Raw genomic sequence first — 24905 nt, 5'->3', positions numbered from 1 at the left:
TCGAATCCTTCGCCGTCGGTCAGCGCGCCGCCGTCGACCAATTGCGCTGGATGGACAGCCAGTTCTGCGGAACGCCCGGTGGCGCGCACACCGAATTCGCGTGCGCGCCATCGTGTATTCAACATCTTGCGCTGTAATCCCCGAGGGTGTGGTCTTCGCGGAGGTCACTTCCGGACCAGAAGGACTGAGGTAGCACCGTGGTGAACGAACGCCTGCAGGAAGATATGGCGGCCATGCTGTCGGGCTTGAGCCACCAGATGCGCGGTATCGCCGAAGTACAGAAGAAACGTTCCCTGCTCACCGCCACGGTCCTCGCCGAAGAGAAACGGATCGAGGTGACGGTGAACGCCGACGGTCTGCTCATCGATACCAAATTCGCCGACGATATCCTCGAGCTGACGCCGGACGAGATCGCCGCGGCCATCACCAAGGCCGTACAGGAGGCCGCGGCCCAGGTGCAGAAGAAGGCACGCGAACTCATGGATCCGCTGCTGACGCATCGGGATTCACTGCCGAAGCTGTCCGCGATGGTCGAGGGTGCGCCGGACCTGGCCGGATTGATACCCCAACCGCTGGAAACACCGACCGTGCCGCCCGATTCGCCGGACTGGCCGGGAAACAAGCCGGATGAGCCCGATGATCCGGGGCCGGCGTCCATTGTCGCGGATCGAGACTGACAACGCGCGATCATGTCGAGCCCGGTCGCGGTACCGCAGGATCCGGTCGACGGTTACGACGGAAAGTGAACGCTCATGGCTTTGGACCCGAACACGCTGACCGCTCTCACCACCCAAGCGAACGAGGGGCATCTGCAGTTCACCCCGAAGGACGCGATCACAGCGGCCCGGGCCGCCGCCGATCTGGTCGATGATCTGCGGGGTATGGCCAATGCCATCACCCAGCACAAGCTGGATATGCTGGATCCGGCGATGTTCGGGGCGCTGTCGTCCGGTAATCAGCTGGCGGGGGGGTACAGCAAGAAGGCCGGCCGGCTGTACGAGATCCTGCGTGAGCACGCCACGGTGCTCGAGGGTTTGACCCAGCTGTTCATTGCCGCCGGTAAGGCCTACGACAATGTCGACCAGGCGTCGAGCGATGAACTGGGCGCGATCAAGCCGGGCGAGGGCGCGGCGGACTACAAGCCCGCGACAGTGGCCGACCCGATGGCACCACGGGACCCGACGCTCGTGTTCAGTAATCAGAGTCCCGATATTCCGAGCGGTGTGAAGAACTACGGTGGCAACAAGGACCCGGGCGATGCCATCAAGGTCGAGGCCCAGGATGCGGTGTCCTGGCGGGAGATGTACGACCACGGCCAGTACATCGATGCACAGGCGGTGATGAACCGCTCGGCGACCTGGGGTTCGCTGGCGAGCGATCTGGGCTCCAAGTTGAACGGCTTGGTGGAAAAGATTTTTCCGTTGGCCGAGTCGTGGAAGGGCGAGGGCTCGGCGGGCGCGCAGGAAGCGGTACGCAACTACCGCAACGGCGTCCAGCCGCTGATCGACTCCATCGAGCAGGTGCGCGACAACATGGCCTGGGCGGCCACATTTTTGGCGTACACGAAGCCGCAGATGCCGGGTATCCCCACGGAACCCGGCGGCTGTCACGAGCCGGACCTGGGGGACTACCGCTGGCGGCTCAACGAGTACTACCTCGAGCCGATGAAGGAAACCGTGAAGGTGATGCCCGTATTGGACGGGCCCATCACGAAGCCCGGGGGTGAGGGCGACGGCTCGGGTAGTGGGAGCGGTAGCGGCAGTGGGAGCGGCTCGGGCAGCGGAAGCGGCTCGGGTAGTGGAAGCGGCTCGGGTAGTGGGAGCGGTAGCGGTAGTGGAAGCGGCTCGGGCAGCGGCAGTGGCAGTGGCAGTGGCAGTGGGAGCGGCTCGGGCAGCGGAAGCGGAAGCACCTATCAATCCGGCTACGCGGACGGCTACGCGGATGGTCTCGAAGACGGTCGGGGCACGGGGTCCGGTAGCGGTGGTGGTCCCGGCAGCGGCGGACCGGAATACACCGGACAGAGCGGTTCAGGGGGAGGTCCGGGCAACGGGTCGAGTGGCTCCGGCGCACCCATCACGGCCGGTTCGAAGGGCAGTGGGTCGGGTAGCGGCGGCAGCCCGCCCAAGCCGTCCATGACGGAAACGGGATCCGGTGGTGGTCCGACCATGCCGTCCATGCCCGAAACCGCGACCGGCGGTGGCCCGACCATGCCGTCCATGCCCGAGAAGGCATCCTCGGGCGGAACCGGGTCCGGCGGCGGCAGCCCGGCGGGCGGCGGCGGCTCGAGTCCGAAAGGCGGCAGCAGCCCGGCCTACACCGGTCAGCAGCAGCAGTCCCCAACGCTCCCGGAGATGCCGTCGGCCGAGGATCTGCTGGGCAACAACAGCTCCGGCGAAGAGGTCTCCAACGGGGGCCCCGGTTCGACCGGCGGGAACGGCCCAGGGTCGGAAGGTGGACCCGGCTCGGACTCCACCGGCGGTGCCGACGAGATGCCGGAGAACCCCACGGCCGCGGATATCCTGAGCAAACTCACCGGTATACCGACCTCCGAGCTTCCCGAGGCGCTGAAGAACCGGAAGATCACGGCATCGGACGGTTCGGGCGAGCCTTCTCTCGCGGACGCGCTCTCGCAGCTCACGGGCATCCCGCTGGACGAGATGCCCGAGGAGCTGAAGAACACCCCGCTCTCCTCGCTCTACGACGAGAATTCGCCCTACGGTTCGGCGGATACGCTGTTCGGCGACGACTCCGGTTCCGGGAGCGGCAACGGTGCCGGCAGCACGGGCAACAGCTGGTCCGGCCTCCTCGGCGACAGCTCCGGTAGCAGCGGGAGCGGAGCAGGCGGTAGCAACCAGGATCCGCTGGGCAGGATCGCCAACCTGCTCACCCAGGGGATTCAGGCGTTCGCGCAGCTCGGCAGCGGCCTTCCCGGAATGGACGAACTGGCTCGAATGCTGGACCCCAGCCAGATCCAGCAGCACCTGCAGGGCATGCTGGATCCGGCCCGGGAGCAGCTCGACCAGTTGGCCGGCGCGCTGGGTGGCGGTGCCGGTGCGGGCGGCGGTGCCGGTGCGGGCCTGCCGGGCGGCGTCACTCCTCCGGAACCGCCGCTGTCGTCCTACCCGGAGCCGCAGCAGTCCCAGCTGTTCCCCCGAGCCGCGCTGGCGGGACCGGGGACGGAACCAGCCGGCCACTATCAATCGCCTACGGGTTCCTCGCAGCCGATGGGGGGAGCGCCGATGGGTGGTGCTCCGGGAGCCGGCGCCGCTAATTCGGGCGGGCAGAACAACGACTACAAACCGTCGAAATACCTGCAGGGCCGCGAGAACATGGAGGATGTCTTCGACATCCCGGACCGGGTGAAACCGGTGATCGAACCATGAGGAGCTGGGAGCTCACCGCTCTGGAGTTCCGGGCACTGTGCGAAGACCACACCGAGGGCAGGTTGCCGCGGCCGCTGGTCTTCACCAGTTCGATCCGGTGGGCGGACGAATACGAATGGGAGCTGTCGAAGACCGCCCGGGACCTACGGGTTCGCTACAACGGTGAGCTGGACGCATTCGGCGTCGCGCTCGCCAGACCCGACGTATTCGTCAGCCTGCAGGCATTCGGCGGCGACGGGGATTTCGACAACCCGGAAGTGCGTACCCGCGTCCATGCCTGCCGGCAGCGGGCACGGGGTTTCGTGATCACCCAGCGGCCCGGCGAAACGGTGCACCATGCGGCCGGCTTCGATATCGTCGAATGCGATCCGCATGCGCTGGGCGATATCGTTCTGTCGCGGATACCGTTCGCGCGGGCCGGGCGATTGCCCGATACCGCTATCCCCGATACGACGCGAAATCCCCGGTTCGAACCCGGATACAGCACGTCCGGATCGATGATCTCCGATCAGGACGAGGACGCGGACACCGGTAACGAATACGACCGTGCCCTGACCTTTCTGCGTACGTCCGCCGTGCGCAGCGGCTCCATCCGGGTGGTTCAGGGTCGTTCGAAGTACGGTCCGCGCGGCCGTGTCGAGATGGGAATGCTGTGGCGCGATGTCGAGGGTGACGGCCGGTACGCGATCCCCATGCACCATTCGTCACCGTCCGCGCGGGGAATGGGCACCGAGGATTTGATCGAGTGGATCGATGAGCAGGTAGATCTGGTAGTGGCCCGGCTCGATCGAAATATGGAAATCGAGGAATGACCGCCTGTGTCCGAACCGATCGGCTACCGCTGGAATCTCACCGGTCTGCAGTTCAAGGTGCTGTGCGACGACCTCCGTCTCGGCGGCCTGCCGCGTCCGTTCACCTTCACCAGTAACACGAGGTTCGCCGACGACTACGAACGCGAGCGGAACGAGGTACGCGCGGCCCTGCGCGAGGTGACCGATCCGCGGTTCGACGATATGGTCCGTGCGCTCACCAGGCCCGACATCATGGTTCTGGCGAATCTGTGGAACGAACGGCACCATACCGATCCGCAGCAGTGTCTCCGGGTGCATGCGGTTCGTCGTGACGATCGGGGTTATGTGATCACCCAGCGGCCGGGCGAGACCGTGGCCCATTCGGGCGGCTTCGATATCGCCGAATGCAGTCCCGCGGTCCTGGCGCGGACGGTAGTCGGTCTGCTGCCCGAAGCCGGTGCGGGCCGCGATCCGCAGTCGGTGTCGACCGGGCTCGCCGCCGGGGGCGCGAACCCGGATTTCCGCGGGTTCCCCGCGTCCGGCACCTCCTGCGTTTCGTCCGGACCGGATGCCGGGGTCCTGAAAGTGATCCAGGGCCGGCTGGGTTTCCGGGTGCGGGGAATTATCCATGTGGGTCTGGTCTGGCGAGATCTACCGGGGGACGGCCGGTACGTGATGGGTCCGGAAGCGGAACTGGTCGGTATGGACGGCACCGCGATATGCGACTGGATCGAGGCGCGGATGGCGGAGATCATGGTCCGACTGGCGACGTAGACACCGCCGTAACCGTCGCGCCGCACCCTCGAGCCATGTCGATGCCGCTCGTCCGGCGCGCGGTATCGTCACCGATGTTCATGACCTTTCGAACCAGAGGATGCGCCGTGACCGACTTCGAGACGATTCTGCTGGAGCGCAAGAATGGGGTCGCCCTCATCACGCTGAACCGGCCCAAGGCGCTGAACGCGCTCAACGCGCAGGTCCTCGACGATGTGATCGCCGCGCTCGACGAGGTCGAACGCGACGACGAGATCGGCGCCGTGGTGATCACCGGCTCCGACCGGGCCTTCGCCGCCGGCGCGGATATCAAGGAGATGCAGCCGAAGTCCTATATGGACATGTTCATGGACGATTACTTCGCCCGCTGGGAGCGGCTGGCCCAGTTCCGTAAGCCGACCATCGCGGCGGTCGCCGGTTATGCGCTGGGCGGCGGCTGTGAACTCGCCATGATCTGCGACATCCTGATCGCCGCGGATACCGCCAAGTTCGGCCAGCCCGAGATCAAACTCGGCGTCATTCCCGGTATCGGTGGTTCGCAGCGGCTGACCCGGGCGGTCGGTAAGGCCAAGGCCATGGATCTGGTGCTCACCGGCCGCAATATGGATGCCGAAGAAGCCGAGCGCGCCGGTCTGGTGGCGCGGATCGTGCCCGCCGCCGAACTGCTGGACACCGCGCTGGAGGTCGGTGCCACCATCGCGTCGATGTCACTGCCGGTGGCCATGATCGCCAAGGAGGCGGTGAATCGGTCCTTCGAGACCACGCTGGGTGAGGGCCTGCGGTTCGAGCGGCGGGTGTTCCACTCGCTGTTCGCGACCGCGGACCAGTCCGAGGGGATGGCGGCCTTCGTGGACAAGCGGCCCGCGAAGTTCACCAACCGCTGATTTTCTCGGCGCGCGGCCCGGGCCCCGAGGCGACCGGTTCGGTACCCGGCGAAGCGCACCCCGAAGACCGCGGCCCGCTCGCCGGTGGCGGTGCGGGCCCGGTTCAGGGCGCCGGTGGCGCGTCCAGGATGTCGGTGGGCACGAAATTGGTCCGGGTGGATTGTGCGGCCCCGTTCTGGGCCGTGAGCAGTCCGGCCACGGTCGCACCCAGCCCGATCGTCACCGCCGCGGCCGCGTAGACCCTGCGCCGCCCGACCGCAGGCGGGGCCAGCGGCACCACCTGACCGCCCGCCCGGATATGCGCGGTGCGGATACCGGCGGCGGGCCGTTCGGCCGCGAACAGCAGCGCGCCGCGCGCCGAGACATATTCCGGTTCGGAATCGCACACCACCGGCAGGTTCAGCAGTTCGGTCAAGCGGGCGCGCAGGGCCGGATTGCGGGCGCACCCGCCGAGCAGGGCCACCGCGTCCGGCGCCGCCTCCGTCTGCTCGGCCACCCGGTGTACCAGGATGGCGGCCGACTGCACCGCGTCCGCGCAGAGTTCGGCGAGGTCACTGCGGGTGATCACCGCGCGTTCGGCGGTATCGGGGTCGGCGGCGGTCACGACACGGGCACTGCTCAGCGCTTCCCGGTACCGGCGGGCCGCCGTTTCGTCGGTGTACACACCGGCGGAGTCCAGCCATTCGCACAGCAGTTCGTTGTAGCCGTCGCCGCCCAACCCCGGGCAGTGGGCCCCGGCCAGCACAGTATCGGTGCGGCAGTCGATCTGGGTGAGGGTCAGACCGGAGGAGCCCAGGTCGAACAGGGAAACCACCCCGGTCGCCGGCAGTTTCTCGGTGAACCTGAGGTAGCGCAACTGCGCCAGCGGCTCGTCCACCAGGGTGACGCGGCCGGTACCGAGGGCATCGCCCACCACTTCGGCCTGCTCCCGGTTGTGACAGGTCACCGCGGTTCCGGTGATGTACTCGTCGCGCCGGTCGGCGGCGCCGTACATCCGGCGGATCGCGATGAGGGCCGGTTCGGCCACCGAGGCGCGGGCCGGGCGGGGGATATGACATCGATCGATCGGCGGCAGGTGCGGTTGATCCGAATGGGTGAGCACCGCACGCGCACCTGAGGCGCCTACTGATACCCCGAGAACCAGCACCATAAACATATGGTGCGCCGCGGGCCGGTCGTTGCCAAGCCGAACCCCCGAGAAATTCGCCGAATGGGTGCCCGGCTGTGATGTTTTCGCTGCCGATCCGGCCGGGCCAACATCCGAGATGCCCTGGTCGAAGCCGGGTTTGCCGGGTCCGCGCCGGCCGCCCGGGATACGGTCAGGGTTCGGCCCAGCGGGCCGGTTCCTCGCCGGTGTCGAAGTCTCCCGCGGTGTGCCGGAACTCGGCGAGCAACTGCAGCAGCGTCCGCAACCGGTCGGGCGGTAGCTCCGGCCGCGCGAACACGCGCTCGTTCAGATAGTCGGTGGCCTCGGCGACGAGAGCCCTTCCGGCATCGGTGATCTCGATCAGCGTGGCCCGCCGGTCGTTGGGATGCGGTACCCGGTTCACCAACCCCGCCGCCTCCAACCGGTCGACCGAATTGGTGACACTGGTCGGGTGCACCTGCAGCCGGGCGCTGGCCACTGCCATCGGCAGCGCACCGGTCGCGCTGAAGTTCAGCAGTTGCAGCAGTTCGTAGCGCGAGAAGGTCAGGCCGGTCGGGCGCAGGGCTTCGTCGACGCGCGCCATGACGATCTGCTGGGCGCGGACCAGTGAGGTCACCGCGGCCATCCCGTCGGCGACCGCACCCCAGCCGTGGCCGACCCATTGACGGTGGGCCTCCTGGATAGGGTCGACGGGTAGCGGGCGGGGGCGAGACATGTGTTCGATCATCGCACGCCACCTCGCCGGTGAGCCGCGGCGTGGGCACACCCGCCGGTGGCGGGTGTCACCCGCGCCGCCACCGGTCCGGGCGCTGTCACCGGTTGCGATCCGGCTGAGCGCAACTGTGTGCCGTGCGGCGGCGGCGAGCCATGATCATCGAGTCACGCGGGCGTGGCTGAGTGGTTCAGGCAACGGTCTGCAAAGCCGTTTACGCGGGTTCAATTCCCGCCGCTCGCTCTGTATGCCGGCCGGGCCGGAGTCGTTGGCGATTCCGGCCCGGGCCGCGCGCGAATCCGGGTCATGGCTGGTCAGGTGAGTCCCGAGAAATCCCGCAGCACCACGTGATTGCGATCGGCGAAGGTGCCGAGTGTGTACTCGGGAAGCAGGCCGAAGTATTCGGCGCGGGTCAATGTGCTCCAGCGCTGGGATTCCGGGGTGCGGGTCTTGTAGAAGTTCACCGTGTAACCACCCTCGTAGATCCGCAGCAGGCTGTACCCGCCCGGATACTCCTTGATCGCGCCGACCTCCAGGAATTCCACCGCGCAGGCGGTATCCGGCCGGGTGCGGCGGGTGCGGTGGGTATGGCCGCTGTGCTGCAGGAAGACCCCCGGCGCGTCCTCGTACAACCGCTGCAACCGCAGCGCGGTATCGCGGTCGAGTACGAAACCGGGACCGGCCGTATTGGTGAGCCCGGCCTCCACAGTGACCGGATGATGACCGAAAACCACAGTGGGACGGTCGGGTTCGGCGCGCAGCAGTTCGGTGACCCGGTCGCACTGCGCGGTGTCGAGTACCCCGCCCGCGCCGTCCAGTGCGCTGGTATCCAGGCCGAGGACGCGCAGACCGCCGAGTTCGTGTTCGATTACCTGTTGCCGGGGTCCGAAAACCTCACTCCAGCAATCACGGTGGTCCGTGGCGCCGGGAACCGCCGGGCAGTCCGCGTATTCCGCGCCCGTGTGCAACCGGTCGTGGTTCCCACGTACGGCGAGGTAGTCCTGACCGTCGACGCCCCAGTGGTCCAGCCGGGCGCGCACCGCGCGCACCTGCGCGGGTGTGGCCTCGGCGGTCAGGTCACCGGCCAGCAGCAGTAGTTCCGCGCCGCGATCGGGGCGGCGCAGATCGCCTAGGACGGCGTCGAACATGACCTCCGGATAGGGCGGCAGACCCGGTTCCTGGCGTATCCCAGGGGGCAGCCCGCCCGCCACCAGGCCGCTCACGGTCTCCCCGTAGTGGACGTCGTTGGCCAGCGCCAGGGTGCGCAGCAGCCGTCCCGGCGGCGGCACCAGGGTGGTGAACGTCGCGGTGGATTCCGGGGTGCCGGGCGCGCCGCTCACGACCGAGAGTGCGGGCGTCGCCCGCACCCCGGCCGATCGTGCCTCGAATCGGTAGGCGCGGCCCGGTTCCAGACCGTCGATCTGCGCGTAATGGAAGGGGGTGGCGCTCGCGGAAGCCCAGACCGTCCGGAGCGGGCGGGCACTGTCCGCCGGGCCGAGCAGTAGCTCGCCGTCGGTGGGTACCGGGATCGCGCTGCCGGGGTCGCGGCTGGTCCAGGTGAGCACCGCGGCGGTATCGGTGACCGTGACGACTTCGAGGTCGGTCGCCCGCACCGGGCCGGGCGCCGCGGTCGCCCGGCCCGCACCGGAGAGTCCGGCGGCGGGCAGCAGTGCCGCGAGGCCGAGCGCGCCCAGTACGGTGCGGCGCGAGGGCCCGCAGCAGCTCATCGGCGCCCGCCGTCCATCATTTCGGGTCGCTGTCGGAGGAGGAGCAGACCCGCCATTCGCCGTCCTCTTTCACGAGGCTCTCTTCGGAGCTGTCGTCCATCTGCTCGTCGTCGCCCCCACCCGGCGCCGACAGGCTGAACTTGCCCTTGATCTCGGCTTTCGCGCGGTCACCGGTCACGACGATATTGTCGACCGAGTCGATATCGACGGTGAATCCGAGCTTCTCGGCCTCGGACTTCTCCGCGTCCGACATGGCATCGAATTCGTCCCGGTCGGCCTTGCAGGCCAACCCGGTGGCGGCCGCGAAACCGTCGTCGCTGAGCGTGCCGTAGAACTCGCGCAGTGAGGCCACGATCTGCTGGTCGTCGGAGGACAGCGGGGTGCGTCCCTGCACGGTCAGCACCGCCACGGCGGCGATGGCGGCGACGACCACGACCACGGCCGCCACCGCGCCCAGGATGAGGCCGGTGCGACGTTTCCGTGGGGGCCGGGTGCCGTCGGGCGGCTGCGGACCGGTCGGGCCTGCCGGTGGCTGAGTCAAAACATTCTCCGTTCCCGGGGGATTTTCCCGAACACTACGACACCTCCCGGGTCGAAGTCCGGTACGGCGGGTCGCCCGGGCCGAGTGCTCCGCGCGCGCAACTGCGTCGGCGCTCCTACACTCCTTTCAGCGGTATCCGACAATGTGTGGAGGTTTGTTCTATGTCCGGTCGTGGTGTCCATCTGTGCGGCAGCGTGCCGCTCTCCGACGCCGCGGCGGTCTTCGCGCAGGTCGCTACCCGTCTGGGTGGGCATATCACCCGAGTCCCCGACGGTGAGACCGGAGAGCGCGACAACTTTGTGGTGTGGCAGCTGCCCCGGCTGCAGGCGCACCCCGGCCTCGTCACTGTGCCGCCGCCGAGCCCGGAATACGGACCGAGCGAACGGGTGCAGCCGGCGCCCGGTATCGACGCGGCGACAATTGATTTCGGCACGCTCGGATATGCGCAGGCCGCTCGCGCGTCATGGCGGGTGTTCGAACAGCTCCGCGCGCAGGGTGTGCTCCGGCCCCGGGTCCGGTTCCAGGTGAGTCTGCCGACCCCGATCTCGGTGATCGGCGCGTTCGCCGCGGGCCCCCAGGCGGAACTGGAGATCCGTTACGAGGCAGCGATCCTCGCCGAATTGGATCAGATCACCTCGGCGATTCCCCATGAGGATCTGGCGATCCAATGGGACGCGCCCGTCGAATTCGCGCTGTTCGAAGGCGTCTTCCCGTGCTGGTTCGGCGACGACTATCCCGCCCGGCTGGGCGGCGTGATCGAGCGGCTCTCCCGTCTCGGTAATGCGGTTCCCGCCGGGGTGGATCTGGGCTATCACCTCTGTTATGGCGATTTCGGCCATCGGCATTTCGTCGAGCCCGCCGATACTTCGAAACTGGTCGATGTGGCCTCCGGTATTGCCACCGCGCTGAAGCGCCCGTTGAACTGGATCCACCTGCCCGTCCCGAAGGGGCGCACGGACGCTGCGTATTTCGCCCCGCTCGCGGGCCTGGCGACAGAACCGGAGACCACCCTCTTCCTGGGCCTGGTGCACGCCTCCGATGGTTTCGACGGTGCTCGCCGCCGCATCAAGGCCGCGGCCGAGTTCGTGCCCGAGTTCGGAATCGCCACCGAATGCGGTTTCGGCCGCCGACCGGCCGCCCAGATCCCCGAGCTGCTGGATCTGCACGCTCGTTTGGCGAATTCATTGGATTGACCGGTGGCAGTGGCCGCCCGGACAACCGGAAGGTTCGATCGATCATGCCGACAACACCGCCCGTTGCCGATGCCGGGAAGTTCGCGGTCACCATTGCGCCGCCGCGCACGTATCAGCATCGGGAGGCCTTCCGCGAGATCGCCGAGACGGTGCATTTCGCACTGTGCCGGGCCGGCTTCGACAGCGTCCTCTCCGATGACATCGGGATACCGGACCGGCGACATATCGTGTTCGGCAGCAATACGTTGCACTGGTGGGACATGCAGGTCCCGGACGACGCGATTCTGTACAACCTGGAGCAGGTCTTGCCGGGGTCGGAGTGGATCACCGAGGAACTGCTGGCGCTCTTCCGCCGCCACACGGTGTGGGACTACAGCCTCCGTAATATCGCCGCCCTTCGCGACCTGGGTATCGAGGGCGTCCGGCATGTTCCCATCGGTCATGTGCCCGAACTGGAGCGGATCCCGCCCGCCGCGCAGCGGGATATCGACGTCCTCCTGGTCGGATCGCTCAACGAGCACAGAATGGCGCCGATCGAGCGTCTGCGCCGGCTCGGGATCGATGCCCGGGCTCATTTCGGACTGTATGGCCCCGCGCGGGACGCGCTGTACGCACGCTCGAAGATCGTCCTCAATACGCACTACTACGACGCCGGGGTATTCGAAATAGTGCGCGTCTCCTACCTCCTCGCCAACGGCATCTTCGTCGTCTCGGAAAACTGTGCCGATACCGAGGAGTCGTCCCCGTTCGGGTCGGCGGTCGCCTTCGACGACTACGAGAACCTGGTCCCCACCTGCCTGCGCTACCTGTCGCTCCCCACCGAGCGTGCGGCCCGGACAGAGGTGGGCCGGGCGATCATGCGGAGCCGATCGGCCACCGAATACATCGCCGCGGCGGTGGCAGCACTGTGCCCCGGCGATCCGGGCCCGGTCCAGTCCTGACCCTCTGTTCGTCAACCGTGGGTTGACGAGGTGATATCGTCAACTAGAAGTTGACGATAGTGGCCGAGTGGCAGACCTCCAGGAGCGGCAGTGGACGATCACAGAAACGCGGTGCGCAACCCCAGCGGTCGCGGGACGAAACGGGCGGTGGTGGTGGGAGCCGGTATCGCCGGGCTGGCCGCGGCATTGCGGATGCACCGAGCAGGCTGGGAAGTCGTCGTGCTCGAGCGGGCGCCCGCGCGGCGCAGCGGCGGCTACCTGCTGAACCTGCACGGGCCCGGATACGACGCCGCCGAGCGTCTCGGTCTCGTGCCCGCGCTCGCCCCGCGCGATATCGGGTTCTTCACCTCGGTGCTCGTCCACGCCGACGGCCGGGAGAAGTTCACCGTTCCCGCCGCCGTCGCGCAGGCCGCGGTGGGGGACCGGGCGCTGAGCCTTCTCCGCGGCGACCTGGAATCGGTGCTGTACGACGCGGTGGCCGAACACGTCGATATCCGATTCGGCACCACAGTGCGGGCGGTGACCCAGGAACCCGGTGCCGTCGAGGCCACCCTGAGCGACGGCAGCCGCCTGCGGGCCGATCTGCTCATCGGCGCCGACGGTGTGCACTCCCGGATCCGTGACCTGGTCTTCGGTCCCGAATCCGACTATCTGGTCGAGCTGAACCACATGGTGGGCGCCTTCCCGCTCGACACCGTGCCCGAGCATGTCGCCGAAGGGGTCGGCACGACCTTCCTCGGGCCCCGGCGCACCGCCGCGGTGATGAACCTGGGCCCGGACCGGTCCTCGGCGTTCTTCACCTACCGCAGCCCCGACCCGGCGGCCGAGCTCGCCCTCGGCGCCGCACCGGCGCTCACCGAGGCGTTCGGTGATCTGGGTCGCGGGGTGGCCGAAGCGCTCCGGCAGCTCGCCGCCGACCCGGCCGACGCCTACTTCGACTCGGTCGGCCAGATCGTCATCGACCGGTGGAGTAGCGGCCGGGTCGTGCTCCTGGGCGATGCCGCCTGGTGCGTGACGGTCTTCGCCGGCTACGGCGCGGCCCTGGCCCTCGATGGCGCCGACCGGCTCGGTACGGCCCTCGCGGCCCACGGCGACGACCTCACCACCGCACTCGGCGCGTGGGAGCAATCGCTGCGCCCGGAGGTCCGCAAGCGGCAAGCCCTTGCTCGCAGGGGAATCGGTCGGTTCGCCCCACCCACCCGCGCGCATGTCTGGGCGGGGGATCTCATGCTGCGCGCCATCCAGTTACCCGGTATCCGAGGTCTCGTCCAGCGCTCCATCCGGCGCGCGAACAACTAGCCACCGACCGGCGGGCCCGGCCACAGTGGTGGCCGGGCCCGGCCGGATATGCAGGCGGAGGCAGGTCGGATCGGTACCGCGAGACGTGCGCAGATCGACGACGCATGCCGTTCCGAAAGTGCATCGAAATCGCCGTGTGCTTGTTTCGGGTCGCGGGGATGCGGTAAGCGGCGACTGAGTCGGGGGCCAGTAGAAAATCCGTGGTGAAGGAGATGAGAACGATGGGTTCGTTCGGACTCGATCTGGGTGCCGGTATGGAAATGCTGCAGCGGATGCTCGGGATGATGTTCGGCATGTGACGCAGCAGCGGACAGCGTGCCGACGTCGCGCACGAGAAAGGCCCCCGACCAGAACCCAGCTGGTCGGGGGCCTTCCTCGTGCGTGCCCTCGGCAGGAATCGAACCTGCGGCCTTCTGCTCCGGAGGCAGACGCTCTATCCCCTGAGCTACGAGGGCGGGGATCCACCCGGTGCGACCGGGAGCCGGTCGATCGGGCGGACCACAGCGTATCGCATCACCGCCGATGCGGCCAAAACGAGTGGTGGTGGTTCAGTTCAGGGGCAGTGGCCGGCCGCCGCGAGCGGCGAGCATATCGGTGATGAGCCGGGACTCACCCTGCTGCGCGGCGAGCATCTGTCCGGCCAGGATGCCGATCTCGCCGGTTTCGGCGTGTTCGGCACCGTATTCGAGCATCGGGACCCCGCCTTCGTGGTGGCGCAGCATGAGTTGCAGGAACAGCACATCGAGGTCGGTACCGCGTGCGTCGCGCAACCGCTGGATGTCCGCGGTGGTCGCCATACCCGGCATCGCGGCCACGGCCCCGGACCCCGGTGCCCCGGCGCCGTGGTCGTGGCCGCCGCTGTGCTGGTCGTCGTCACCGTGCCCGGGCTCGTGCATCCAGCCCATGTAGCCGTCCGTGCCGCGCGCGGGGGCGCCCCACATCTGCAACCAGCCCTGCATCCGCCCGATCTGACTCTGCTGGGTGGTCAGGATGTCGTAGGCGAGGCGCTGCACCGCGGGATCGGCCGAACCCAGCAGCGCGATCCCCGACATCTCCACGGCCTGCGTGTGGTGTGCCGACATATCCTGCGCGAATCCGATATCGACCGGACCCGGCTCCGACCCCTCGGAGTCGTCCGGCGCGAACAGCACACCCGCGCCGAAACCGACTACGAGCAGGGCGATCGCGGCGATGATCAGCAGCGGGGTGCGCTGGCCGCGCAGTTGCGCGCGCAACCCGGACTCGGGCCGGTGCCCGGTATCGGGGGTTTCCGTTTCCGGCATTACTGTCCGGCTCCGGGGACCTGCTGGTCGGCCGCGGCGCCGGGCGCCTGCTGGTCCGGCAGGGTGCCGGGCATTCCCGGGATCGCCGGGATGCCGCCGGGCAGCCCACCCGGCAGACCGCCGCCGGGTACTCCCATACCGCCGAGTTCGCCCTGGTCGGGCTGCAGGCCGGCGCCGTCCATCGGCACGGCGTCGGGGCCCGGTTCGCTCGGGTCGTAGGGCGGCGGGTTCTGGGTGTCGAAGGCGACCGTCGCGCAGTCCGCGCCGACCTCGGGGTAGGCGAAGTTGTTCAGCCGCAGCGCGGTGATGAACTGACCGACCCGTTCGTCGTCGGCGCTGTTCACGGTGAGCTGATGCCCCCAGGACTGCAGCGAGACGGGGGCTTCCTGGCCGGGGTGCGGCGACATGAGCATGTACTGCTCACCCTCGACCTTCTTCTTCAGCGTGTCGATCCCGGCCCGGTCGACCTTGTCCGGGTTGTAGGTGATCCAGACCGCGCCGTGCTCCAGCGAATGCACCGCGTTCTCGTCGCGCAGCGCCTTGTCGTAGACGGTGCCCATGCAGTTGGCCCAGGAGGAGTCGTGCGGGCCGCCGAACGGCGGCGTCTGGTCGTAGGCCACCCGCTTGGTCGCGTCGACGTGCAGACCCGCCGGGTACTCCTTCTTCACCACACCCTCGATCTGGTCGGAGGGGTCCTTCTGCTGCTCGGAAGGGGTGAACTTCTCCAGGGCGGCCCTCTCCTGGTACTTGGGCACCAGGTTCACCGCCAGCGCCGCGACCAATCCGACGAGCACCACCACCGCGCCGATGGTGAGCCAGGGGATTCGCTGCATGATCGGCGGTTTGCCCTTGTTCCTGTTGCTGCCCGCGCGCGCACCCGCGACTTTGCCCGCCGCCTGCACGGCCTTCGCCGATTTGGCGCTCGTCCTGTTCGGCATACCGGTCCCAGTTCTTTCCACGTCGATGAACAGTGCCGAGCTGCGGTGCCCACTCGCGGCGCGCACCCACTCGGACCATAGGATAGAGACTCGTGACTCCAGCCGACCTTGCAGATCTCCTTCACGCCACCGCGGCGAAGGTCCTCGCCGAACGTGGACTGGATGCCGCGGTGCTGCCCGACACGGTCGATGTGGAGCGTCCCCGGAATCCGGAGCACGGTGACTACAGCACCAATGTAGCGATGAAGGTCGCGAAGAAGGCCGGAACCAACCCGCGGGATCTGGCCGGCTGGCTCGCCGCGGCGCTGAGCGATACCGAGGCCGTCGCCGCCGCGGAGGTCGCCGGGCCCGGCTTCCTCAATATCCGGGTCGCCGCGTCCGCCCAGGGTGCGGTGCTCGAGCAGGTGCATGCGGCCGGAGCCGCCTACGGCACCGCCGACGCCCTCGCCGGTACCAGGATCAATTTGGAATTCGTCTCCGCCAACCCGACCGGCCCGGTGCACCTGGGCGGGACCCGCTGGGCGGCGGTGGGCGACGCGCTGGGCCGGATTCTGGCCGCGCAGGGTGCCCAGGTCACCCGCGAGTACTACTTCAACGATCACGGCGCCCAGATCACCCGGTTCGCCGAATCGCTGGTCGCCGCCGCCACCGGAGCGCCGACCCCGGAGAACGGGTACGCGGGCGCCTATATCGGTGAGATCGCCGACCGGATCGTCACCGCCCATCCCGGCGCGGCCGAACTCGAACCGGAAAAGCGGCTGGAGTTGTTTCGCGCCGAGGGCGTGGAACTGATGTTCGCGCACATCAAGGAATCGCTGCACGAATTCGGCACCGATTTCGATGTGTATTTCAACGAGAGTTCGTTGTTCGCCTCGGGTGCGGTCGAACGCGCGGTGGACACGCTGAAGAATTCCGGTGACCTGTATTCGAAGGACGGCGCCTGGTGGATCGCCAGCTCCGAATATGGTGACGAGCAGGACCGAGTGGTCATCAAGAGCGACGGGAACGCCGCCTATATCGCCGGCGATATCGCCTATCTGCAGGACAAGCGGTCGCGCGGTTTCGACCTGTGTATCTATATGCTCGGCGCCGACCATCACGGCTACATCGGCCGGTTGAAGGCCGCGGCCGCCGCGTTCGGTGACGACCCCGACAGCGTCGAGGTGCTCATCGGCCAGATGGTGAACCTGCTGCGCGACGGCGTGTCGGTGCGGATGAGCAAACGCGCGGGCACCGTGGTCACGCTCGACGACCTGGTGGAGGCCATCGGCGTCGACGCCGCCCGCTACTCGCTGGTGCGCAGCTCGGTGAACTCGAGCATCGATATCGACCTGGACCTGTGGGCCAAACAGGACAGTGTGAACCCGGTGTACTACGTGCAGTACGCGCACGCCCGGGCCGCGTCCATCGCGCGCAATGCCGCCGAATTCGAATACGACACGGTGACACCGGATTTCGCCCTGTTGGATTCCGAGCTCGAGGGCGCGCTCATCCGCACCATCGGTGAATTCCCCCGGGTGGTGGCGAGCGCGGCGACCCTGCGGGAACCGCACCGCATCGCGCGGTACCTGGAGGAACTGGCCGGCGCCTACCACCCGTTCCAGACCAACAAAGCCCTGCGCGTACTGCCGCTGGGCGACGAACCCGTTTCGCCGGTCAACGCCGCCCGCCTGGTGCTGGTGAACGCCACCCGCCAGGTGCTGGCCAACGGCCTGGCCCTGCTCGGCGTCACCGCCCCGGAGCGGATGTGACCGCGCCCGGAAATCGTATCGACCGACTGTTCCGGCAGTGGACGAGGAAGGAAGACCGATGAGTGTCCATCCCGCCGGGCCCCGGCACGCCGAGATACCGCACGCCCCGAACCTGCCGGAACGCCCGGCCGATCCGCGACAGCTGATCGACCTGCCCGCACAGGTGTGGCCGCGCAACGCCACCCGCGGCGCCGACGATGTGGTCCGGCTGGCGGGGGTGCCCGTCACCGAGCTCGCCGCGCAGTTCGGGACACCGCTGTTCGTGGTGGACGAGGACGATTTCCGGTCCCGCTGCCGCGATATGGTGCGCGCGTTCGGGCCGAATGCGCGAGTCCACTACGCCTCCAAGGCTTTTCTGTGCGGCGAGATCGCGCGCTGGATCCGCGACGAAGGACTTTCGCTGGACGTGTGCTCCGGCGGTGAACTCGCCGTCGCGCTGCACGCCGGCTTCCCGGCCGAGCGGATCGCCCTGCACGGCAACAACAAATCGGTGGCCGAACTGGAGGCCGCGGTGGCGGCCGGAGTCGGCCACGTGGTGGTCGACTCGCTGATCGAGATCGAACGGCTGGAAGCCGTCGCCGGTGCCGCCGGGGTCGTCCAAGACGTCCTGGTCCGGGTCACCGTCGGCGTCGAGGCGCACACCCACGAATACATCTCGACCGCGCACGAGGACCAGAAGTTCGGTTTCTCCATTTCCGGCGGCGACGCCATGGAAGCGCTGGCGCAGGTGTTCGAGGCAGATAATCTGCGGCTGGTCGGGCTGCACAGCCATATCGGGTCGCAGATCTTCGAAATCGACGGTTTCGAAATCGCCGCGCGCCGGATGCTGAGGCTGTTGCGTGACGCCGTCGACAAATTCGGTGTCGAACGCACCTCGCAGATATCGCTGCTCGATCTGGGCGGTGGCCTCGGTATTTCCTACCTGCCCTCCGACGATCCGCCGCCGCTGGACATGTTCGCCGAGAAACTCGGCGCGCTGGTCGCCCACGAGGCCGAAGCCGCCGGACTGCCTGTCCCGCGTATCGCCGTGGAACCGGGCCGCGCCATCGCCGGCCCCGGCACCGTGACCCTCTACGAGGTGGGCACCGTCAAGGATGTCTCGCTGGACGGTGGCCTGCGTCGCCGCTACGTGAGCGTGGACGGCGGGATGAGCGACAATATCCGGCCTGCGCTCTACCAGGCCGACTATCACTGCCAGCTGGTGTCCCGCGGTTCCGAGGCGCCGCCGGTGGTCGCTCGCGTTGTCGGAAAGCACTGCGAAAGCGGCGATATCATCATCCGTGACACCTGGATGCCGGCCGATGCGGGTCCGGGGGACCTCATCGCGGTCGCCGGCACCGGTGCCTACTGCTATTCCATGTCGAGCCGGTACAACATGCTGACCCGTCCCGCCGTCGTCGCCGTGAGCGACGGCGCGGCCCGGCTGATCCTGCGCCGGGAAACGGTCGAGGACCTGCTCGGCCTGGAGGTCTGAATGGACGCGACGAAAGGGGCGAGCATGCCAGAGGGGGCCGAGGTGGTACCGGGTCGATGGGGGCCGGACCGCCCGATCGGTATCGCGGTACTGGGGATGGGCAATGTGGGCCGCGAGGTCGTGCGGATCCTGCGGGATCACGCCGACGATCTGCAGTCGCGGGTCGGCGCGCCGCTGACCCTGCGCGGAGTCGCGGTGCGCAGCCTCGACCGCGACCGCGGACTACCCGCCGAACTGCTGACCACCGATGCCGAGGCCCTGGTGGCGCGGCCCGACGTGGACCTGGTCGTCGAGGTGATCGGCGGTATCGATCCGGCCCGCAAACTCATCCTGGCCGCGCTCAACGCCGGGAAGTCGGTGGTCACCGCCAACAAGGCGCTGCTGGCCGATTACACCGGCGAACTGGCCGCCGCCGCGGAACGCAGCCGCGCCGACCTGTACTTCGAGGCCGCGGTGGCCGGTGCCATCCCGGTGGTCCGGCCGCTCATCCAGTCGCTGTCCGGCGACCGGGTGAACCGAGTGGTCGGCATCGTCAACGGCACCACCAACTTCATCCTCTCGGCCATGGACGAGACGGGTGCCGACTACGGTGACACCCTCGCCGAAGCGACCCGTCTCGGCTACGCCGAAGCCGATCCGACCGCCGACGTCGAGGGCTACGACGCCGCCGCGAAGGCCGCCATCCTGGCCTCGCTGGCCTTCCACACCCGCGTGACGGCCGCCGATGTCTACCGCCAGGGCATCGCCACCATCACCGCTGAGGACCTGGAGACCGCGTCCGCGCTGGACTGCACCGTCAAACTGCTGGCGATCTGCGAGCGGGTACCGGCGGGTGCGGGCGAACCCACTCGGTCCGAAGGTGGCAAGGACCGGGTGTCGGTGCGCGTCTATCCGGCGCTGATCCCGCGTAAACATCCGCTGGCCGCGGTCACCGGAGCGTTCAACGCGGTGGTCGTGGAGGCCGAGAACGCCGGTCGGCTCATGTTCTACGGGCAGGGCGCCGGCGGGGCACCGACCGCTTCGGCCGTCCTGGGCGACCTGGTCATGGCCGCCCGCAATAAATTTTTCGGTGGCCGGGCGCCGGGCGAATCGGTCTATGCTGAGCTTCCGATCGCGCCGATCGGCGACACCCCGACGCGCTATCACGTGAATCTGAAGGTCGAAGACCGTCCCGGTGTACTGGCGAGGGTGGCGGGCGAATTCTCCCGCCACGGAGTGAGTATCTCGACCGTCCGGCAGGAGGGTCACGACGACAAGGCGCGGCTGGTGGTCGTGACCCACCTCGCGACCGAGGCGGCTCTCTCGGAGACCGTCGCCGCGCTGTCGGGTATGGAATCCGTCACATCTGTCACCAGCGTTCTGAGATTGGAAGGCACCGAAGAATGACAACAGCATCGCGCAGCGATTCGGTCAGGAGCGGCGGTGGGGCGACGGATGGGCCAACAGCATCGCGCAGCGATTCGATGCGGGTCGCCGCGACGGGTGGGCCCACCGCCGGTGTCGCCCCGCAGGCCGGGGTGCACTCCCGCTGGCCCGGGCTCATCGCTGCCTACCGCGACCGGCTCGCGGGTGCGGCCGACTGGGAGCCGGTCACCCTTTTCGAGGGCGGGACTCCGCTGGTCCCCGCGCCGCATCTATCGCAGCTCACCGGCTGCGAGGTGTACCTGAAGGTCGAGGGCGCCAACCCGACGGGTTCGTTCAAGGACCGCGGTATGACCATGGCCATGACCGATGCCAGATACCGCGGTCAGCAGGCGGTCTTGTGTGCCTCCACCGGTAACACCTCCGCCTCGGCCGCCGCCTACGCCACCCGCGCGGGGATGACCTGTGCGGTGCTCATCCCGCAGGGCAAGATCGCCATGGGCAAACTGGCCCAGGCCGTGATGCTCGGCGCGAAGGTCATCCAGGTCGAGGGCAATTTCGACGACTGCCTGGAACTGGCCCGCAAGGTCACCTCGGATTTCCCGTCCATCGGCCTGGTGAACTCGGTGAACCCGGCGCGGATCGAGGGGCAGAAGACCGCGTCCTTCGAAATCTGCGATGTGCTCGGCCGGGCCCCCGATGTGCACGCGCTGCCGGTGGGCAATGCCGGGAACATCACCGCCTACTGGCGGGGCTACCGCGAATACCGGGCCGACGGCGTGACCGAAACGCTCCCCCGCATGCTGGGTGTCCAGGCCGCCGGGGCGGCCCCGCTGGTCAACGGTGCCCCGGTGAGCCACCCGGAAACCATCGCGACCGCCATCCGGATCGGCGCGCCCGCCTCCTGGAACGGCGCCGTGACGGCCAAAGAGGAGTCCGGCGGCGCGTTCCGCGCGGCCACCGACGAGGAGATCCTGCACGCGTACCGCCTGGTCGCGGCCGAAGAGGGCGTTTTCGTGGAGCCCGCGTCGGCGGCGAGTGTCGCCGGTGTGCTGGCCGCCCATGCCGAGGGCTGGCTGGAGCCCGGGCAGACGGTGGTCTGCACGGTCACCGGAAACGGTCTCAAGGACCCCGATACCGCCCTGCTCGGCATGCCCGAGGTGCAGGCCATCCAGGTCGACCCGGTCGCCGTGGCCGCACGCCTCGAACTGGCCTGACCGTGGATACGCGCGAAAGCCGGCTGGTGGCTCCGACCCTGCCGGCCGGTATCACGGTCTCGGTCCGGGTGCCGGCCTCCACCGCGAATCTGGGGCCCGGTTTCGATTCGCTGGGTATGGCCCTGGGGATCTACGACGAGATCGAGGTGCGCAGTACCGATTCCGGCCTGAACATCCGGATGGAGGGCGAAGGCGCCGACGAGGTGGCCTGGGGGCCACAGCATCTGGTGGTGCGGGCGATCGAACGCGGGCTGGAATCGGCCGGTATCTGGGCCGACGGTCTGGACGTGCTGTGCCGGAACGCGATTCCGCATTCCCGCGGACTGGGTTCCTCCGCCTCGGCCGTGGTCGGCGGGCTGGCCGCCGGGCGTGCGCTGGCCGCGCGATTCGATCCGTCCCTGGCGGTGGACACCGATCAATTGGTGCAGCTCGCCTCGGAATTCGAAGGCCACCCCGATAACGCCGCCGCCAGTGTGCTCGGTGGAATCGTCGTGTCCTGGACGGAGGCCGGCCCCGGCCCGGATACCGATATCGGCGCCCCGCAACGCCTCTACCGGGCGGTTCGCCTCGACGCGCATCCCACGGTGCATCCGGTCGTCCTGGTTCCCGAGGAGCGGTCCTCCACCGCGCAGACCCGCGGGCTGCTGCCCGAACTGGTACCGCACCGGGACGCGGCGTTCAACGTGAGCCGGGCCGCGCTGGCGGTCGTCGCGCTGACCCAGCGTCCGGACCTGCTGCTCCCGGCCACCGCGGATCGGTTGCACCAGACCCAGCGCGCCCCCGCGCTGCCGTTGACCACCGCGTGGATCCAGCGCTTGCGTGATGCCGGCATCGCGGCCACGGTCTCCGGCGCCGGGCCCACCGTGCTCGCTCTCCTGACCTGCCCTTTTCCCGAAAAGCTACGTCTGTCGGCCGCTGCGGACGGGCTGCGGATCATCGAACCGGGCATCGCGGAAGGCGTGCAGATCGGCTGACGGGCGCGTCCGCCTTGCCGACCTTCGTACTTGCCCGCTATCCTGGGCAAGTCCGTACATCGCGCGCATCAGACGCCGGTGCTTCATCAGGGCAATCGCTCCAGCAGGCTCCAGGCTCGAGCCCTCATGCCATGGGGGTGCCGCGCAGCCGCTCAACTGGAATGATCTCTTCCACCTTTTCCAGCGGTGGCGAAGCACCCGGTCCCGGAGGGGCAGGCGATACGGCTACAAATCCGAGTCCGGCAGCGAGATCGGGCTACGGAACGAACCCTCGACACAGCACACGGCCATCGAGGGAAGGAAAGGATCTCCGTGACAGATACGGACCTGCTCGCGACACCCGGGGTGGAATCCGACTCCGAACCCTCGGGCAACCGCGAAAGTGACTCCGGACAGATTTCTTCGAAGATGAGCGAGAACACCGACATCGGATCGGGGCTGACTGGAATGTTGTTGCCGCAGTTGCGCGCACTGGCAGGGGAACTCGGAATCAGAGGCACCTCCGGTATGCGCAAGGGTGATCTCATCGCCGCCATCAAGGAAAACCAGGCAGGCAGACCCGCCGCCGCGGAGCGCAGCACCCGCGCGAAGGCTGTCAAAGAACGTAAAACCGCAGACCAGCCTGCCGAGGCCGGGACAGCGGCGCCTGCCGTCCAGGCCGCGCCCGCCGCCGCGTCGGCTCCGGCGGTCGAAGCGCCCGCCGCCGATACCGCGGCGAACAAGGACTCCGCGGCCGCGGACAAGGGCAAGCCCGACCAGGCCGCCACCAACGGCTCGGCGACCGCCGACGCCACCGCAGGCACGGACGCGGACACCGAATCCGGCGCCAAGACCGACGGCAGAGCCGACAACAAGCCGGCCGAGGGCGCCGAGGAATCGGGCCGCGAGTCCGGCCAGCGCGGCCGCGGCCGCCAGCGTCGTGGTCGCGACCAGCAGCCCAAGAACGGCGAGCCCGCCGGTGAGGACGCCAAGCAGCAGGACGGCGCGAAGAACGACGCCGTCAAGCAGCAGGACGGTAAGGACAGCAAGGACGGCGAGCAGGGCGAACGCCGTCGCGACCGCAACCAGGGCCAGCAGGGCCAGGGCGGCGATCAGCGCGGTTCCGGCGGCAACCGGGGCGGCGATCGCGGTGGCGATCGTGGTGGCGACGACGAGGAAGGCGGCCGGGGCCGCCGTGGCCGCCGGTTCCGCGAGCGTCGCCGGGGCCGCGACCGCGACGCCGGCGGCGGTGAATCGCGCGAGCCCGAGATTCGCGAAGACGATGTGCTCCAGCCGGTCGCGGGCATCCTCGACGTGCTGGACAACTACGCGTTCGTGCGCACTTCCGGCTACCTGGCCGGGCCGAACGACGTCTACGTCTCGATGAACCTGGTTCGTAAGAACGGCCTGCGCCGCGGTGACGCGATCACCGGTGCGGTCCGCGCGCCGCGCGACGGCGAGCAGAGCAACCAGCGGCAGAAGTTCGATCCGCTGGTGCGGCTGGATACCGTCAACGGCGCCGAAATCGATTCGGCCAAGCGCCGCCCCGATTTCAACAAGCTGACCCCGCTGTACCCGAACCAGCGGCTGCGCCTGGAAACCCAGCAGAACAAGCTGACCACCCGGGTGATCGACCTGATCATGCCGATCGGTAAGGGCCAGCGTGCGCTGATCGTGTCCCCGCCGAAGGCCGGTAAGACCACGATCATGCAGGACATCGCCAACGCGATCGCGATCAACAACCCCGAGTGCTATCTCATGGTGGTGCTGGTCGACGAACGTCCCGAAGAAGTCACCGATATGCAGCGCTCGGTGAAGGGCGAGGTCATCGCCTCCACCTTCGACCGGCCGCCGTCCGACCACACCTCGGTCGCCGAACTGGCCATCGAGCGGGCCAAGCGCCTGGTCGAGATGGGCAAGGACGTCGTGGTGCTGCTGGACTCGATCACCCGTCTGGGCCGCGCGTACAACAACTCCTCGCCGGCTTCCGGGCGCATCCTGTCCGGTGGTGTCGACTCCACCGCGCTGTATCCGCCCAAGCGGTTCCTCGGCGCGGCGCGCAATATCGAGAACGGCGGGTCGCTCACCATCATCGCCACCGCCATGGTGGAAACCGGTTCGACCGGTGACACGGTGATCTTCGAGGAGTTCAAGGGCACCGGTAACGCCGAGCTCAAACTGGACCGCAAGATCGCCGAGCGGCGCGTGTTCCCCGCGGTGGACGTCAACCCGTCCGGCACCCGTAAGGACGAGCTGCTGCTCAACCCGGACGAGGCCGCGGTCCTGCACAAACTGCGTCGCGTCCTGTCTGGTCTGGACTCCCACCAGGCGATCGACCTGCTGATCGACCGCCTGCGCAAGAGCAAGAACAACCTCGAGTTCCTGATGCAGGTCTCCAAGACTGCACCGGGCGCGCTCGACGAGTAGCTGTGTTCATTGGCGCGCCTTCGGCGCGCGGGGGCGAGGCCCCCTGAGGTCCCGCCGTTCCGGCCTCGAGACTCGAGCCTTCGGCTCATGCGCTTTCGAGGCCGGAAC

At 68.4% G+C, this 24905-nt stretch carries 20 protein-coding genes and 2 tRNA genes; 15 read left to right on the top strand and 7 right to left on the bottom strand.

Annotated elements, in window-relative coordinates:
- Positions 1-197: 197 nt before the first annotated feature.
- The 5 genes from AB0H42_RS21095 to AB0H42_RS21075 all read left to right on the top strand — a co-directional run bounded on the left by AB0H42_RS21095 (position 198) and on the right by AB0H42_RS21075 (position 5832).
- On the top strand, positions 198-677 hold the full coding sequence (locus AB0H42_RS21095) for a YbaB/EbfC family nucleoid-associated protein (protein WP_357058172.1): 480 nt from the start codon (positions 198-200) through the stop codon (positions 675-677).
- 75 nt (positions 678-752) lie between these two features.
- Entirely contained in the window at positions 753-3383 is a 2631-nt protein-coding gene (locus AB0H42_RS21090) for a hypothetical protein (RefSeq protein WP_357058170.1), read from the top strand.
- Positions 3380-4195, top strand: coding sequence for an ESX secretion-associated protein EspG (locus AB0H42_RS21085; RefSeq protein ID WP_357058168.1), 816 nt, complete (start codon positions 3380-3382; stop codon positions 4193-4195). The genes AB0H42_RS21090 and AB0H42_RS21085 overlap by 4 nt, the downstream gene beginning before the upstream one ends.
- Positions 4196-4201: 6 nt before the next feature.
- A complete protein-coding gene (locus AB0H42_RS21080; protein WP_357058166.1) occupies positions 4202-4948 on the top strand; it encodes an ESX secretion-associated protein EspG in 747 nt (248 codons plus the stop codon).
- A gap of 107 nt (positions 4949-5055) precedes the next feature.
- Complete coding sequence (locus AB0H42_RS21075; RefSeq protein WP_357058164.1) at positions 5056-5832, top strand: enoyl-CoA hydratase; 777 nt, start codon at positions 5056-5058, stop codon at positions 5830-5832.
- Between the two features lie 103 nt (positions 5833-5935).
- On the opposite strand, the gene AB0H42_RS21070 is transcribed toward AB0H42_RS21075, so the two are convergent.
- Complete coding sequence (locus AB0H42_RS21070) at positions 5936-6982, bottom strand: hypothetical protein (RefSeq protein ID WP_357058162.1); 1047 nt, start codon at positions 6980-6982, stop codon at positions 5936-5938.
- Between the two features lie 169 nt (positions 6983-7151).
- The gene (locus AB0H42_RS21065; protein WP_357058160.1) at positions 7152-7694 is read right to left on the bottom strand and encodes a MarR family transcriptional regulator; all 543 of its coding nucleotides are present in this window, start codon (positions 7692-7694) and stop codon (positions 7152-7154) included.
- Between the two features lie 168 nt (positions 7695-7862).
- Between AB0H42_RS21065 and AB0H42_RS21060 the strand changes: the two genes are divergently transcribed.
- Positions 7863-7934: transfer RNA gene (locus AB0H42_RS21060), tRNA-Cys, on the top strand.
- A gap of 71 nt (positions 7935-8005) precedes the next feature.
- On the opposite strand, the gene AB0H42_RS21055 is transcribed toward AB0H42_RS21060, so the two are convergent.
- Entirely contained in the window at positions 8006-9418 is a 1413-nt protein-coding gene (locus tag AB0H42_RS21055) for a metallophosphoesterase (RefSeq protein ID WP_357058158.1), read from the bottom strand.
- 16 nt (positions 9419-9434) lie between these two features.
- Complete coding sequence (locus AB0H42_RS21050) at positions 9435-9959, bottom strand: hypothetical protein (RefSeq protein ID WP_357058156.1); 525 nt, start codon at positions 9957-9959, stop codon at positions 9435-9437.
- A 161-nt stretch (positions 9960-10120) separates the two neighbouring features.
- Between AB0H42_RS21050 and AB0H42_RS21045 the strand changes: the two genes are divergently transcribed.
- From AB0H42_RS21045 to AB0H42_RS21035, 3 genes are all read left to right on the top strand, one after another.
- Positions 10121-11152 carry a hypothetical protein gene (locus AB0H42_RS21045; protein ID WP_357058154.1) on the top strand — a complete coding sequence of 344 codons (1032 nt, stop codon included), beginning with the start codon at positions 10121-10123 and terminating at the stop codon, positions 11150-11152.
- Between the two features lie 44 nt (positions 11153-11196).
- Positions 11197-12093, top strand: coding sequence for a hypothetical protein (locus AB0H42_RS21040; protein ID WP_357058152.1), 897 nt, complete (start codon positions 11197-11199; stop codon positions 12091-12093).
- A gap of 90 nt (positions 12094-12183) precedes the next feature.
- Complete coding sequence (locus AB0H42_RS21035; protein WP_357058150.1) at positions 12184-13392, top strand: FAD-dependent oxidoreductase; 1209 nt, start codon at positions 12184-12186, stop codon at positions 13390-13392.
- A 382-nt stretch (positions 13393-13774) separates the two neighbouring features.
- Here AB0H42_RS21035 and AB0H42_RS21030 read toward each other — a convergent pair.
- The 3 genes from AB0H42_RS21030 to AB0H42_RS21020 all read right to left on the bottom strand — a co-directional run bounded on the left by AB0H42_RS21030 (position 13775) and on the right by AB0H42_RS21020 (position 15613).
- Positions 13775-13847: transfer RNA gene (locus AB0H42_RS21030), tRNA-Arg, on the bottom strand.
- 93 nt (positions 13848-13940) lie between these two features.
- A complete protein-coding gene (locus AB0H42_RS21025; protein WP_357058148.1) occupies positions 13941-14675 on the bottom strand; it encodes a DUF305 domain-containing protein in 735 nt (244 codons plus the stop codon).
- Positions 14675-15613, bottom strand: a complete 939-nt coding sequence (locus tag AB0H42_RS21020; protein ID WP_357058147.1) for a DUF3105 domain-containing protein — start codon at positions 15611-15613, stop codon at positions 14675-14677. Before AB0H42_RS21020 ends, AB0H42_RS21025 begins: the two co-directional genes overlap by 1 nt.
- 92 nt (positions 15614-15705) lie before the next feature.
- Between AB0H42_RS21020 and argS the strand changes: the two genes are divergently transcribed.
- From argS to rho, 6 genes are all read left to right on the top strand, one after another.
- Positions 15706-17364: an arginine--tRNA ligase gene (gene argS / locus AB0H42_RS21015; RefSeq protein ID WP_357058145.1), complete on the top strand. Its 1659-nt coding sequence runs from the start codon at positions 15706-15708 to the stop codon at positions 17362-17364.
- 58 nt (positions 17365-17422) lie between these two features.
- On the top strand, positions 17423-18838 hold the full coding sequence (gene lysA / locus AB0H42_RS21010; RefSeq protein ID WP_357058143.1) for a diaminopimelate decarboxylase: 1416 nt from the start codon (positions 17423-17425) through the stop codon (positions 18836-18838).
- 24 nt (positions 18839-18862) lie between these two features.
- Complete coding sequence (locus tag AB0H42_RS21005; protein ID WP_357058141.1) at positions 18863-20224, top strand: homoserine dehydrogenase; 1362 nt, start codon at positions 18863-18865, stop codon at positions 20222-20224.
- Positions 20225-20301: 77 nt separating this feature from the next.
- A complete protein-coding gene (thrC, locus tag AB0H42_RS21000; protein WP_357058339.1) occupies positions 20302-21417 on the top strand; it encodes a threonine synthase in 1116 nt (371 codons plus the stop codon).
- Between the two features lie 26 nt (positions 21418-21443).
- Positions 21444-22391 carry a homoserine kinase gene (thrB, locus tag AB0H42_RS20995; RefSeq protein WP_357058139.1) on the top strand — a complete coding sequence of 316 codons (948 nt, stop codon included), beginning with the start codon at positions 21444-21446 and terminating at the stop codon, positions 22389-22391.
- A gap of 447 nt (positions 22392-22838) precedes the next feature.
- A complete protein-coding gene (rho, locus tag AB0H42_RS20990) occupies positions 22839-24797 on the top strand; it encodes a transcription termination factor Rho (protein WP_357058337.1) in 1959 nt (652 codons plus the stop codon).
- Positions 24798-24905 lie beyond the last annotated feature (108 nt).

Origin of the sequence: Nocardia sp. NPDC050799, assembly GCF_040654015.1 — a bacterium.
Lineage (GTDB): Bacteria > Actinomycetota > Actinomycetes > Mycobacteriales > Mycobacteriaceae > Nocardia.
This window is presented reverse-complemented; position numbering and strand designations above follow the sequence as displayed.

Coding starts and splice junctions, on each gene's coding strand:
- AB0H42_RS21045 (WP_357058154.1), top strand. CDS start 10,121: ATGTCCGGTCGTGGTGTCCATCTGTGCGGCAGCGTGCCGCTCTCCGAC.
- AB0H42_RS21025 (WP_357058148.1), bottom strand. CDS start 14,675: ATGCCGGAAACGGAAACCCCCGATACCGGGCACCGGCCCGAGTCCGGG.
- rho (WP_357058337.1), top strand. CDS start 22,839: ATGTTGTTGCCGCAGTTGCGCGCACTGGCAGGGGAACTCGGAATCAGA.
- lysA (WP_357058143.1), top strand. CDS start 17,423: ATGAGTGTCCATCCCGCCGGGCCCCGGCACGCCGAGATACCGCACGCC.
- AB0H42_RS21090 (WP_357058170.1), top strand. CDS start 753: ATGGCTTTGGACCCGAACACGCTGACCGCTCTCACCACCCAAGCGAAC.
- AB0H42_RS21065 (WP_357058160.1), bottom strand. CDS start 7,694: ATGTCTCGCCCCCGCCCGCTACCCGTCGACCCTATCCAGGAGGCCCAC.
- AB0H42_RS21070 (WP_357058162.1), bottom strand. CDS start 6,982: ATGGTGCTGGTTCTCGGGGTATCAGTAGGCGCCTCAGGTGCGCGTGCG.
- AB0H42_RS21085 (WP_357058168.1), top strand. CDS start 3,380: ATGAGGAGCTGGGAGCTCACCGCTCTGGAGTTCCGGGCACTGTGCGAA.
- thrC (WP_357058339.1), top strand. CDS start 20,302: ATGCGGGTCGCCGCGACGGGTGGGCCCACCGCCGGTGTCGCCCCGCAG.
- AB0H42_RS21055 (WP_357058158.1), bottom strand. CDS start 9,418: ATGAGCTGCTGCGGGCCCTCGCGCCGCACCGTACTGGGCGCGCTCGGC.
- AB0H42_RS21005 (WP_357058141.1), top strand. CDS start 18,863: ATGCCAGAGGGGGCCGAGGTGGTACCGGGTCGATGGGGGCCGGACCGC.
- AB0H42_RS21040 (WP_357058152.1), top strand. CDS start 11,197: ATGCCGACAACACCGCCCGTTGCCGATGCCGGGAAGTTCGCGGTCACC.
- AB0H42_RS21020 (WP_357058147.1), bottom strand. CDS start 15,613: ATGCCGAACAGGACGAGCGCCAAATCGGCGAAGGCCGTGCAGGCGGCG.